The organism is Oleiharenicola lentus (genome assembly GCF_004118375.1).
Classification (GTDB): domain Bacteria; phylum Verrucomicrobiota; class Verrucomicrobiia; order Opitutales; family Opitutaceae; genus Lacunisphaera; species Lacunisphaera lenta.
On the sequence record NZ_SDHX01000002.1, the window covers coordinates 685,208 to 697,219 of the forward strand.

Annotated in this window: 8 protein-coding genes and 1 tRNA gene; 4 read left to right on the forward strand and 5 right to left on the reverse strand. The window is 65.2% G+C overall.

The window, feature by feature from the left end:
* Positions 1-25 precede the first annotated feature (25 nt).
* The 4 genes from nuoL to ESB00_RS16765 all read left to right on the forward strand — a co-directional run bounded on the left by nuoL (position 26) and on the right by ESB00_RS16765 (position 6,872).
* Positions 26-2,050, forward strand: a complete 2,025-nt coding sequence (nuoL, locus tag ESB00_RS16750; protein ID WP_129048935.1) for an NADH-quinone oxidoreductase subunit L — start codon at positions 26-28, stop codon at positions 2,048-2,050.
* Between the two features lie 130 nt (positions 2,051-2,180).
* Entirely contained in the window at positions 2,181-3,698 is a 1,518-nt protein-coding gene (locus ESB00_RS16755) for a complex I subunit 4 family protein (RefSeq protein WP_129048936.1), read from the forward strand.
* Positions 3,699-3,891: 193 nt separating this feature from the next.
* Positions 3,892-5,415, forward strand: coding sequence for a complex I subunit 4 family protein (locus ESB00_RS16760; protein WP_129048937.1), 1,524 nt, complete (start codon positions 3,892-3,894; stop codon positions 5,413-5,415).
* Positions 5,412-6,872, forward strand: coding sequence for an NADH-quinone oxidoreductase subunit N (locus ESB00_RS16765; RefSeq protein WP_129048938.1), 1,461 nt, complete (start codon positions 5,412-5,414; stop codon positions 6,870-6,872). Before ESB00_RS16760 ends, ESB00_RS16765 begins: the two co-directional genes overlap by 4 nt.
* Here ESB00_RS16765 and ESB00_RS16770 read toward each other — a convergent pair.
* The 5 genes from ESB00_RS16770 to ESB00_RS16790 form a co-directional block, all read right to left on the reverse strand.
* Positions 6,869-7,426 (reverse strand): four helix bundle suffix domain-containing protein, encoded by a 558-nt coding sequence (locus ESB00_RS16770; RefSeq protein WP_129048939.1) that lies wholly within the window; start codon positions 7,424-7,426, stop codon positions 6,869-6,871. The two genes, ESB00_RS16765 and ESB00_RS16770, sit on opposite strands and share 4 nt — an antisense overlap.
* A gap of 71 nt (positions 7,427-7,497) precedes the next feature.
* The gene (locus ESB00_RS16775; protein WP_129048940.1) at positions 7,498-8,493 is read right to left on the reverse strand and encodes a dihydroorotate dehydrogenase-like protein; all 996 of its coding nucleotides are present in this window, start codon (positions 8,491-8,493) and stop codon (positions 7,498-7,500) included.
* Between the two features lie 727 nt (positions 8,494-9,220).
* Positions 9,221-9,304: transfer RNA gene (locus tag ESB00_RS16780), tRNA-Leu, on the reverse strand.
* A gap of 97 nt (positions 9,305-9,401) precedes the next feature.
* A complete protein-coding gene (locus ESB00_RS16785; protein WP_218938774.1) occupies positions 9,402-10,961 on the reverse strand; it encodes an amidase in 1,560 nt (519 codons plus the stop codon).
* A gap of 101 nt (positions 10,962-11,062) precedes the next feature.
* The gene (locus ESB00_RS16790) at positions 11,063-11,986 is read right to left on the reverse strand and encodes a phosphatidylserine decarboxylase (protein WP_129048941.1); all 924 of its coding nucleotides are present in this window, start codon (positions 11,984-11,986) and stop codon (positions 11,063-11,065) included.
* Positions 11,987-12,012 lie beyond the last annotated feature (26 nt).

A 12,012-nucleotide genomic window follows, 5' to 3' on the forward strand; every position in this document is an offset into this window, starting at 1 on the left:
TCGCGACATCCGCGGAAAATCTTTCATGACCTTGGCCGCGCAACACCTCTGGCTCATCCCCGCTCTGCCGCTCGCCGCGGCGGCGGTCGGCGCGTTGACGCCTCGCAGCGGACGCTCCCTCGCCGCCGGCGCCGCGATCGGAGCGATGGGCGCTTCTCTCCTGCTTTCGTGCCTTGCCCTCGCCGGGGCCTTGGCCGATCACGCCGCGCATCAGGTGTTCAACTTCGCCTGGTTCGATCTCGGGGCCACGTCACTCCGCCTTGGCTTCCTGCTCGACCCGCTCACGGCCTTCATGTGCGTGATGGTCACCTTCGTCGGCCTGTTGATCTTCATCTTCAGCACCGGCTACATGCACGAGGACCGCAACGCCAAACAGTTCTTCTGCTTCCTCAGCCTCTTTGCCGCCGCGATGCTCGGACTGCTCGTCGCCAACAGCCTGCTCCTGCTCTTCGTCTGCTGGGAACTCGTCGGCCTCGCCTCCTACCTGCTCATCGGTTTCTGGTTCCACAAACCCGCCGCGGCGGCTGCCGCCAAGAAGGCCTTCATCACGACGCGCATCGGCGACCTCGGTTTCCTCCTCGGCCTGCTCTGGCTGCAGGACGCCCAGGGCACGCTGCTCTTCTACGACGGCGGCGCGGGCATCCTCGAACCCGCCGCGCTGGCCAATCTCTCTATCCTGCTTCCGTGCGGTCTCGCCGCCTCCACCGCCATCGGCCTGCTGCTCTTCTGCGGCGCCGTCGGCAAGTCCGGCCAGTTCCCGCTGCACGTTTGGTTGCCCGATGCGATGGAAGGCCCGACGCCCGTCTCCGCCCTCATCCACGCCGCCACGATGGTCGCCGCCGGCGTGTTCCTCATCGCACGCATCTTCCCGCTGATGTCCGCCGACCAAGGGCTGGCCGGAGTCCCGGTCCATGCACTGAGCGTCGTTGCCTTCATCGGCGCCATCACGGCCCTGCTCGGCGCCCTGATCGCTGTCGCGCAAAATGACATCAAGCGCATCCTCGCTTTCTCCACCGTCTCCCAGCTCGGCTACATGATGCTGGCCCTCGGCGTCGGTTCGTGGGTCGCAGCCATCTTCCACCTGCTCACCCACGCCTTCTTCAAGGCCCTGCTCTTCCTCGGCGCCGGCTCCGTCATCCATGCCGCCCACCACGAGCAGGACATCCGCCAACTCGGCGGGCTGTCGGGCAAGATGAAGGTCACCTTCATTACCTTCACGATCGGCACGATGGCCTTGGTCGGCGTGCCGCTGCTCTTCTCCGGTTTTTGGTCCAAGGAAGCCATCCTCCACGCCGCCCACGGCTGGGAGGTTTCCCATCTGCCCTTCTACGTCGCCCTGTTCGGCGTGGTGCTCACCGCCTTCTACAACACGCGCCTGATGGCCGAAACTTTCTTCGGGAAACCCCGCTCGCACGCCGCCGAACACGCCCACGAGAACAAACCGGCGATGACCCTCCCTCTCGTCATCCTCGCCGTCTGCGCCATCGGTCTGGGCTTCCTCAACACGCCCGCCTGGCCCTGGCTTGACGCCAAACTGCTCGGTCGCACCGAGGTCCATGGCCACTCCCTCTTCGAAGGCGCCGGCCTGATGGGCCTTTCGGTGGTCCTCGTCGCCATCGGCATCGGCGCCGGCTGGGCGCTGTATGGCCGCCGCCCGCGCGCCACCGCCACCTCGCCCGATCCGCTCGCCACCCAGGCCCCCGGGGTCATCGCCGCTTTGGCCGCCCGCCTCGGCTTCGACGAACTCTACGGCGCCACGGTGATCCGACTCACCGACGCCTTCGCCTCGCTCAGCGCCTTCCTTGAAAAATGGGTCTGGGACGGCGCCGTCCGCTTCCTTGCCGCGCTCGGTGAGTTCACCGGCTCGACTGGACGTGACACCGACGAGCAGGTGCTCAACGGCGGCTTCGACGCTACCAGCGAAAAGCTCCGCGGCACCGGCACCGCCTACTCCAAGGCCCAGACCGGTGACGCCCACGGCTACCTTCGCACGCTCGCCCTCGGCGTGGTGTTCCTGCTCATCCTCGTGATTTTGGGAGGTGCGCGATGAATCAGGGTTCGCGCCTTCTCGTAGCCGCGCTTGAATCCCGCACCGGCGGGATGAAAGCGTGGTGGATTGATTCAACCACGTTGTCGCTTCGTTCCAACGCGGCTACAGTCAAACGCCTCGGAGGTGCGCGATGAGCCTCCTCTCCTGGATTGTCTTCACCCCTTGGATCGGCGCACTGCTCGTCTTCCTGCTGCGCTGCAAACTTTCGCCCCGGCTCGGGCGCCTGCTGCCCATCGTCTTCAGCCTCTCCACCCTCGCCCTCGGCCTCCTCGCGCTCACCCGCTTCGACCCGGCGGTCACCGGTCTGCAGTTCGTGGAGAAACAACCGTGGATTCGGGCGCTGAACGTCCGTTACCACCTAGGCCTCGACGGCCTGAGCCTCGTGCTCGTGCTGCTCACCGGCCTGCTGGCCCCGCTCGCGCTCCTCGGCACCACGCGCACCGCTCGCTGCCCGGCCATCCACGGTGCGCTCTTCCTCCTCCTGCAGGGCAGCGCCCTCGGCGTGTTCCTCGCCTTGGATTTCTTCCCCTGGTTCATCTTCTGGGAACTGAGCCTCGTGCCGGCCTTCTTCCTGATCAAATTCTGGGGTGGCCCCGGCTCTTCCCGCGCCGCCTACCAGTTCGTGATCTACACCATCGGCGGCAGCGCCTTCATGCTGCTGGGCTTCGCCGCCCTCTACGCCGCCACCGGCACCTTTGATTTCACCGAACTCGCCGCGCTCGCCCGGGCCGGGATGATTGCCGAACGCCTCGCCACTTTCGGCGGCTTATGGCCGCAGGCCGTCTTCCTCGGCGTCCTCCTCGGCCTCGCGGTCAAGGTTCCGCTCTTCCCCTTCCATGCCTGGCTGCCCCCGGCCTACGCCGAGGCCCCGACCGGCACCTCGATGTTCCTCACCGGCGTGATGTCCAAGATGGGCGTCTATGGTTTCCTGCGCATCCTCTGGCCGATCTTCCCGCAACCGCTGCAGGCCGCCGCGACGCCCCTGCTCTGGCTCGCCCTCGCCGGGGTGGTGCTCGGCGCCTTCGCCGCGATGCGGCAGACCGACCTCAAGCGGCTCGTCGCCTACTCCTCCATCAACCACCTGAGCTACTGCCTGCTGGCGCTCTTCGCGGTCGCGGCCGGCGGCGCCAGCAACCCGGCAGCCACGACCGCCGCCCTGAGCGGCGCGGTCCTCCAGATGTTCAACCACGGCCTCTCCGCCGCGGCGCTGTTCTTCTGCGTGGGCGTGCTGGAAGACCGTTCCGGCGGCCAACGCGGCCTCCACGACTTCGGCGGCGTGCGCTCCGCCGCGCCGGTCTTCGCCGGTTTCTGCGGCATCGCGCTGTTCTCCTCGCTCGGCCTGCCAGGCCTCAACGGCTTCGTGGGCGAGTTCCTCATCTTCCGCGGCGTCTTCGGCCTGACCCCCTGGATCGCCGCCATCGCTACGCTCGGCCTGCTCGCCACCGCGCTCTTCCTCCTGACCTTCTGGCAACGCGTCTTTCACGGCCCAGCGGCGGGGGCCGGCGTGGGCTTCCGCGACCTCGATTTTACCGAGAAGGCCACGTTGCTTCCGCTCCTCGTGCTCATGTTCGCGCTCGGCATCTGGCCCCAGCTTCTCGCCGGCCTCATCAATCCGCTCGTCACCGCCTGGGCGACCTCCCTGCCATGAATGCCGCTGCCACATTCGCCACCTGTCATCCTGAGCGCAGCGAAGGATCCAGAAGAATTTTCGAAACTGGCTGCGCGGACGAAGCTCCTGCTGGACTCTTCGCTTCGCTCAGAGTGACAGGTATCGAAGGTTGTTACGATATCCCGAACACAGGCGCTCAGCACTCCGCGCTCAGCACTCCACCTTCCGCCTCATGAACGCCCTGCCCTGCACCATCTACGTTTCCTTCCTCGGCGCGGCCCTTGCGCTGGCGGCCGGGACGCGCTCGGCGGCGGCGGCGCGGATCGTGGCTCTCCTCACCGCCCTGACCGCCTGGGGCATCACCCTCGCCGCCGCCCGCAGCTTCGTGCCGACCGCCGGCCTGCAGGAACTCGTCAACGCCGCGTGGATTCCCGAGCTCGGCATCCGCTACCACCTCGCGGCCGACGGCATCAGCCTGACCTTGCTCGTGCTCACCGGCCTCGCGGCCACGGCGGGCGTGCTCTTCTCCTGGAACATCGAGCACCGCACCGGCGAGTTCTTCGCGCTTTACCTCGCGCTCATCGGCGGCGTTTACGGCGTGTTCCTCAGCGCCGACGCCTTCGTCCTCTTTGTCTTCTACGAGATCGCCATCGTCCCGAAGTATTTCCTCATCGCGAACTGGGGCTCCACCAACCGCGAATACGGCGCAATGAAACTCGTGCTCTACTCCTTTGCGGGTAGCGCGCTCGTCCTCGCCGGCCTGCTCTGGGCCTACGGCGCTGGCCACGCCACGGGCTTCGGTTTTCCCGAACTCATCGCCGCCACCGGCCGCCTCGGCCTCCCCTCGCAGGTCGGTGTGGTCGCGCTGGTCTTCACCGGCTTCGCCACGCTCGCGGGCATGTTCCCGCTGCACACCTGGGCCCCGACCGGCCATGTCGCCGCACCAACCGCCGCCTCGATGCTGCTGGCCGGCGTGGTCATGAAACTCGGCGCCTACGGCTGCCTGCGCGTGGCCCTGCCGCTCTCCCCCGAGGCCTTTGCCCTGCTCCAGCCTTATATCGCGTGGCTGGCCATCGCCGGAATCCTCTATGCCGGCTGCGTGGCGCTGGTGCAGGAGGACTTCAAGTTCGTCATCGGCTACTCGAGCGTGAGCCACATGGGTTTCGTGCTCCTCGGCCTCGCCGCCGCCAACCCGGCCGCCGTGAGCGGCGCGGTCTTCCAGATGTTCTCGCACGGCGTCGTCGCCGGCCTGCTCTTCGCCGTCGTCGGCCGCATGGTCTATGAGCGCACCCACACGCGCCGCCTCGCCGACCTGCGCGCGATGCCGCTGCACAAGCTGATGCCCTTCGCCGCCGTCGTGTTCGTGCTCGCCGGCCTCGCCTCCATGGGCATCCCCGGCTTCAGCGGCTTCCCGGCCGAGCTGACCATCCTCATCGGCTCCTGGCAGGCCAACCCGGTCTGGGCTCTGGCCGCGGCCACCGGCGTCCTCATCGCCGCCGCCTTCACGCTGCGCGCCATCCAAGTGTCGTTCTTCGGCAAGGTGGAGCGCGGCGTCCCCCACGCGCTTGAGCGCGTTGAGAGCAACGCCCACCACCACGATTTCCCGCCCATCACCTGGCCCGAAAAGCTTGGGGCCCTGCTTCTGCTCGGCGCGACGATCTACCTCGGCCTCAGCCCCGATACCCTGTTCAACTGGATCCGCCCCGCGCTCCAGTCGCCCGTCTTCCAGTCCATCCTGACCGGAGGTGCCTCATGACCGCCGACTACGCCGGACTCTTCCACGCCCTGCGCCCCGAAATCCATCTCGTGGCCGGCGCCCTGCTCGTGCTGGGTTTCGACCTCGCCTGGGCCCGCCACCGCCCGGCCAACCGCCATCATGTGGCCCTCCTGCTCGGCACCATCGCGCTGCTCATGGCCGGCTACGAAGCCGCCACCCTGGGTGCCACGGGACGCGTCTTTGGCGGCGCCTTCTTCTACGACCAGCTGGCCAACCTCACGCGGACCGGCGTGATCGGCCTCGCCGTGCTTGCGCTGGCGCTGTTGCCGCACTCCGCGAAACTCCGTCATCCCGCCGAGTTCACCGCCATCCTGCTCTTTGCCACCACCGGCTTCAGCCTGATGGCCGCAGCCAACAACCTGCTCGTTGCCTTCGTCGCGCTCGAACTGGCCAGCCTCTCGCTCTACGCGCTGGCCGGCTTCGACAAGACCAGCCCGGCTTCCGCCGAGGCGGCGCTCAAGTATTTCCTGTTTGGCGGCATGTCTGCAGCCTTCCTGCTCTTCGGTTTCAGCCTGCTCTACGGTCTGACCGGCTCGATCAACCTGAACTACATCGCCGCCCACCTCGCCCAGGCCCAGTCGCCGCTGCTGATCGTGGCGCTGGTGATGATCCTCGCCGCCTTCGGCTTCAAGGCTGCCGCCGCGCCCTTCCATCTCTGGGCGCCCGATGTCTATCAGGGCGCGCCCGCCCCTGCCGCCGCGCTCATTGCCTCGGCCTCGAAACTCGCCGGCCTCGTGCTCTTCACCCGCCTGCTCTGGCCCGGACTCGGCGCTGCCGCCGGCACGGTGGCCCACACGCCGATCACCGTCGGCTGGGCCCCGGTGGTCGCGCTGATCGCCGGCGCCTCGCTGCTGCTGGGCAATATCGGCGCCCTCGCGCAGTCGAACGTTCGCCGCCTGCTCGCCTACTCCGCCATCGCCCACGCCGGCGCGCTCCTGCTCGGCGTGCTCGCCGCCGGCCGCGTCGGCCCTGGCTCGCTGTTCTACTACGCCGCCACCTACGGCCTTGCCACGGTCGGCGCCTTCGGCGTCATCGCCGCGCTGGAATCCTCAGGACGCGTTCAATCGCTCACCGATCTGGCCGGCTTGTCTAAGCGCTCGCCCTTCCTCGCCGGCTGTCTCGCGATTTTCATCCTCTCGCTCGCCGGCATCCCGCCGCTCGCCGGTTTCTTCGGCAAGTTCGCGGTCTTCGCCTCCGTGCTCAAGGTCGGCGGCCTCGCCGGTCCCGCCGGCTGGCTCGTGATCCTCGCCATCGCGCTGAGCGCCGTGGCGCTTTACTACTACCTGCTGATCCTGAAGCAGGCGCTCGTCGCAGGAGTAGCGGCAGACGCCGCCCCGGTGCGCGTGCCCCTGCCCGCACGCCTGTCGCTGCTGATCGCCGCCGCACTCATCGTGCTCTTCGGTGTGTGGCCCTCGCTGCTGCTGGGGTTGTTCTAAGATTTACGCCCCCGGCTGCGCAGCCGGGCCTGCGTCATCCGCTCTCGCATGCCGCCTTCCTTGAGAAAATCCGCCTCCAGCCGCATCAAAAGGCGGTCCAGCAGGAAGTTTGTTTGGTGGATCAGGCAAATCATGATGTTCGCCACGATCTCCGGCGGTCGGGTTTCAAAATAGGCCCTATAGGACTCATAGGACGCATCTTTGGCACCGAGCTTGCGCACGTAGAGTGCTTCGCGGCAGTCCTTTGACCACAGCTTAAAATCATGCGTGCGCAGGTGGTCCAGGTAGTCTTCGAGCAATTCCTCGAAACTGGCCCGGGCCACTCCCACCAGCTTGATCTCCATCTCTTTGGAGGTGCCCGAAGCCTGGCTGCCTTCGAGGATGTTCTGCTTTCCAGACCGCGCCGCCTGCACCATCTGATCAATCGTGCGGTCGCGCTTATCCATAAAACGCCGGCAGAAGCACACCGTGCCATCATAGACGATGCGCGCCTTCTGAAAGGCCTTGAGACTTTCGTAGCCACCGTGAGCCGGGATGAATCCTTCGTCTGCCATAATTGCAGACCCATCGGCCCTATAGGTCGTATAGGACCCATATTCTCCGCCATCCCCCAGGCAACCCCCGATTAAATGGCCCGGCTCTGCAGCACCTTGATGTAATTCGCCCGCTCGTGCGCCTCGGGATTCGTGCAACGCTTGAGGTTCAGCGCGCCGCGCAGGTCGTTGAGGTCCTCGTAGCCGCGCTGGGTCATCCAGTTTCGCATGCCGCCAAGCAGCTGCGTGAGCACGCGGGGCCCCTCCTTCAGCAGCACCGAGACCACCTGCACGGTGCTGGCTCCGGCAAGCAAGGCCTTGATGATGTCCTCGGCGCGATGCACGCCACCGGTGCAGCTGAGCGACCCCTTCACGTGCGGCGAGATCACCGCCAGCCAGCGCAGGCGCAGCAGCAGTTCTGACGAATCCGACAGCTTGAGCTGCGGATGCACCTCGAGTTCCTGCAGGTCAAAATCCGGCTGGTAGAACCGGTTGAACAGCACCACGCCCTTCGCGCCGGCCTTTTCCAACTCGAGGGCAAACTGCGCGGGCGCCGCGTGAAAGGGCGAAAGCTTGGCCGCCACGGGAATCTTCACGGTGCCGCTGATGTCGCGGACGGTCTCGAGCATCTCGTCCTCCACCTGTCGGCCGCTCATGCGCGGGTCAGTGATGAGGTGGTAGAGGTTCAGCTCGATGGCATCGGCGCCAGCCTGCTCCAGCTTGCGCGCGTAGTCGATCCAGGCCCCGGGCCGGTGCCCGCAGAGCGAGGCGATGACCGGGATCTTGAGCGTGTTCTTCAGGTGGCTGAGCTGCTCCAGGTAGGTGTTGGGCGAAAGCGGGTAGTCCGCGTAGGACGGAAAAAACTCTCGCACGCCAGAGGCGATTTCCCCCGGGCTGGTGTCGAGCAGGTACGACAACGTGCGCTGCTGGTGGTCGATCTGCTCCTCGAAAAGCGAGCGCATGACGATGGCCGCCGCGCCGGCGTCCTGGAGGCGCTGGGCCCCGTCCACCTCGTCGCAGAACGGTGACGCACCGACGATGAGCGGATTCCTGAGGGAGAGACCGAGGTAGTTGGTCGCGAGGTTCATGGGGCGTGGCTCCGGGGGTTGGCACGCCGGCAGGCTCCGCCCGAGAGGAGTCGGAAAGCCTGAAGCGTGGAGGACATGGGACTCGGGGTTTGTCCGTATCATCGCACAATCCCGTCCCTTCGACAGCGCAGATTTTGCTCAAGAGTCGGCCCAGCCTAACGTCTAAAACCCTGGTTTTAGTCAGCCCGCCTAGGTTTAGATGGGAAAAATCGGCTGTATTGCCTTATCCATCGAGGAGCCTTGGCTCTTTTGTCGCTTGGCCCGAACAATAGTCCAGTTCCCATCAAACTGAACATACCATCCGTTACTCCTATTTCATAACGGCCCGCCAAGAATGGGTAAGCCGTAACTGTCCACCTAAAGTCGCGATGATTATTAACGACCAATTGGAAGAAGTAGGTGGAAATCATCGCCTGGAACTCAGACTTAGTCACACCTATCCGCCTAAATCTACGCCCACTTAGCAGGGTGTTATACCACACCTCAAGACGCTCTAAACTCTCGGGAGAATAGTCAGGGACGAAGTCTCTCGATGATGCGGCCAATTCACGGAGACGAGCCAAATGAACTTTGCGAGCTGACATGAGCTCTTTGCGAGCAGTGCGCAGGTTTGGATATTTCGAAAGAAGATATCCATATTCGACTGCCAACCCGTTCCTTGAATTTTTCATTGGGCAAATGACAAATCCATACCTCAAGCACACGGAGGTTCTCAGCAAATATTTCTTGGTGCTCGGGACAGGACTCGAACCTGCACGCCTTACGGCAAGGGCTTCTAAGACCCTCATGTCTGCCATTCCATCACCCGAGCGAAGGGAATTACGATTTCAGAATGACAATTGACGATTTCCCGAGGCAAGCGCCGTTTCGGTCAGCCGCCTCGTAATTCGTAAATCGTCCCTAGTAAATCACCTGATCGTCGGCAGGAATTGCGGCTCGCGGCGGGCCTTGGCGGCCGCCTCGAACTCCGCGGCATAGGCCAGCAGTTTCGCCTCGGTCCACGCGGCACCGGTGAAGGAGATCCCCACGGGCAGGCCGCGCCAGTCGCCGGCGGGGACGGTCACGCTCGGGTAGCCGGCTACGGCGGCCAACGAGGAACTGCCGCCGGTGTAGGCGTCGCCGTTGACAGGATCGATCAGCCAGGCCGGGCCGTTAGTAAGGGTCACGAGCGCGTCCAACTTGTGCTGGGCCAACAAGGCATCGATGCCCTCCGTGCGCATGACGCGCAGGCAGGTCGCGCGGGCGTCGAGATAGGCCTGCTCAGTCAGCGGGCCCTTGGCCTGAGCCTTCTCCATCAGCTCCTGGCCGAAGTGCGCGAGTTCCTTGTCGGCATGGGCGCGGTTGAAGGCGATGACGTCGGCCAGGGTCTTGATCGGCGAATCCGGCCCAAGCGTGGCGAAGTATTTGTTCAGGCCATCCTTGAATTCGTAGAGCAACACCTCCATCTCCGCCTCGCCCGCAGCATTGAACTGCGGGAGGTCGCCAAGGTCCACGATCTCGGCGCCGGCGGCTTTCAGCTTATCGATCGCCCCGTCCAGAATTGGGTTCAGCCGCGCATCCATCCCGAAGGGTCCGCGGATCACGCCGAGTCGCGCTCCTTTTATCAGCCTCTTCCTCATCTTCACCGCCACGGAGAAAACCGTATCCACCGTGTGCGGGCGGGACAGCGTTGCCTGATCACCTGGATCTTTTTGGGCCATGATATCGAGCAAAAGGGCGGCGTCTTGCACGGTCCGGGCCATCGGCCCGGCGGTGTCCTGCGAGGCGGAAATCGGAATGATACCGCTGCGGCCAACCAACCCGATCGTGGGCTTCACGCCCACGAGCCCGCATACCGAAGCTGGCGATACGATCGATCCGTCGGTCTCCGTGCCCACGGCCGCAACGCACAGATTGGCCGCCACCGCCGCAGCCGAGCCGGAACTGGAGCCCGATGGGCTGCGATCAAGCGCATAGGGGTTGCGCGTCTGTCCTCCGCGAGCGCTCCATCCACTGATGGATCTCTCCCCGCGGAAGTTGGCCCACTCGCTGAGGTTGGTCTTTCCGAGGATGACAACCCCGGCCTGTCGGAGCCGTCCGACCACCCAAGCGCCATTAACGGGCCTGGTCCCGACTAGGGCGAGGGAGCCGGCCGTCGTCTGCATCTTGTCCGACGTGACAATGTTGTCCTTGATGAGAATCGGAATGCCATGCAGGGGACCACGCACAAAGCCGGCTGAGCGCTCGGCATCGAGCTGCGCCGCGATGGTCAGGGCATCGGGGTTGATCTCGATGACCGCATTCAGCCTCGGGCCGGCCTTATCCACCTCGGCGATGCGATCGAGGTAGGCCTGGGTCAATTGCACGGCGGTCAAGCGTCCGCTCTTCATCTGCGCGTGCAGGTCCTCGATGGTGGCCTCGGCGAAGGCGAACTCCGCCCGGACGCTTACAAGCATCAGACAGAACAGAAGCAGCAGTCGGGTTTGCATGGACCGAGCCTAGCCACGGATTCCACTGATCGGCACGGATAAAACCGTGGAAACCAGTCGCGCTTTCGCGAAATCGTAATTCGTATACCGTCCCTCGTAAATCAACCCGCCTCGCCCAGCCGCTCGCCCATGCGCGCATAAACCTCGAGTCCAGCGGCGGTCTGCTCGACCAGGTCGGCGTCGAGCCTGATGCGGCCGGGCTGGAAGATCGTCACCACGCAGGAGCCGCCGAACTTGAACAGGCCCTTCTCCTCGCCCTTGGCCACGGCCCGGCCGGGCACATGCGTCTGGACAATGCTCCCGACCATGGTCGCGCCGATTTCGCACACGGCGACGGTGCCGAACACCGGCGACTCGACAAGCGTGACCATGCGCTTGTTTTCCCAGAGATAGGCAAGGTTCCGCTGCAGCGCGATGGGTGAGACCGAATAGAGGTATCCGTTGATCAGCCGCGGTTCGCCGGGCTGACCGGCCACGGGAAAATGAAAGCGGTGGTAGTCCACCGGGCACAGCCGCGAGATGAGCAGCGACCCGCCGGCGAATTTCGCCGCGAGCGCCTCGTCACCGAGGAACGCCTTGAGGTCGAATTTCTGCCCCTTGGCGTAGAACCCGGCTGCCGCCTCCACGTTCTGAAACGCCAGATGCCGGCCGTCCGCGGGCAAGACGGCGACTCGGTCGCCGTCTTGGCCTGAGCTTGTCGAATGGCCAGCAATGGGCCGCGCGCCAGGCTTGAGCGCGCGGTAGAAGAACTCGTTGAAGGTCCTGAACGAATACGGCTTCTTCGCGAATTCGTCCACATCGAGGCCGTAGTCCACGACGAACGGCAGCACGCGGTTGGCGCTCGCGCGCAGGCTCATCCGCCAGCCGTAATAGCGCGAAAGCAGCGCGCGCTTCACGAGCGCGTGGAGCGACAGCCGGCCAAGCGACGACCCGTAGGTCCAGCGCAGCCAGGCCTCGCCATAGACCTGCTCGGTCTCGACGGTCTTCTTTGCACGGTGGAAGTAGCGGATGGGCTCGGCGGGCATGCTGGACCCAACACATCACACAAAGC

What these genes read in the sequence shown, in the direction of transcription:
- ESB00_RS16760 (WP_129048937.1), top strand. Translation starts at nt 3,892, where the DNA reads ATGAACGCCCTGCCCTGCACCATCTACGTTTCCTTCCTCGGCGCGGCC.
- ESB00_RS16770 (WP_129048939.1), bottom strand. Translation starts at nt 7,426, where the DNA reads ATGGCAGACGAAGGATTCATCCCGGCTCACGGTGGCTACGAAAGTCTC.
- ESB00_RS16765 (WP_129048938.1), top strand. Translation starts at nt 5,412, where the DNA reads ATGACCGCCGACTACGCCGGACTCTTCCACGCCCTGCGCCCCGAAATC.
- ESB00_RS16790 (WP_129048941.1), bottom strand. Translation starts at nt 11,986, where the DNA reads ATGCCCGCCGAGCCCATCCGCTACTTCCACCGTGCAAAGAAGACCGTC.
- ESB00_RS16755 (WP_129048936.1), top strand. Translation starts at nt 2,181, where the DNA reads ATGAGCCTCCTCTCCTGGATTGTCTTCACCCCTTGGATCGGCGCACTG.
- nuoL (WP_129048935.1), top strand. Translation starts at nt 26, where the DNA reads ATGACCTTGGCCGCGCAACACCTCTGGCTCATCCCCGCTCTGCCGCTC.
- ESB00_RS16785 (WP_218938774.1), bottom strand. Translation starts at nt 10,961, where the DNA reads ATGCAAACCCGACTGCTGCTTCTGTTCTGTCTGATGCTTGTAAGCGTC.
- ESB00_RS16775 (WP_129048940.1), bottom strand. Translation starts at nt 8,493, where the DNA reads ATGAACCTCGCGACCAACTACCTCGGTCTCTCCCTCAGGAATCCGCTC.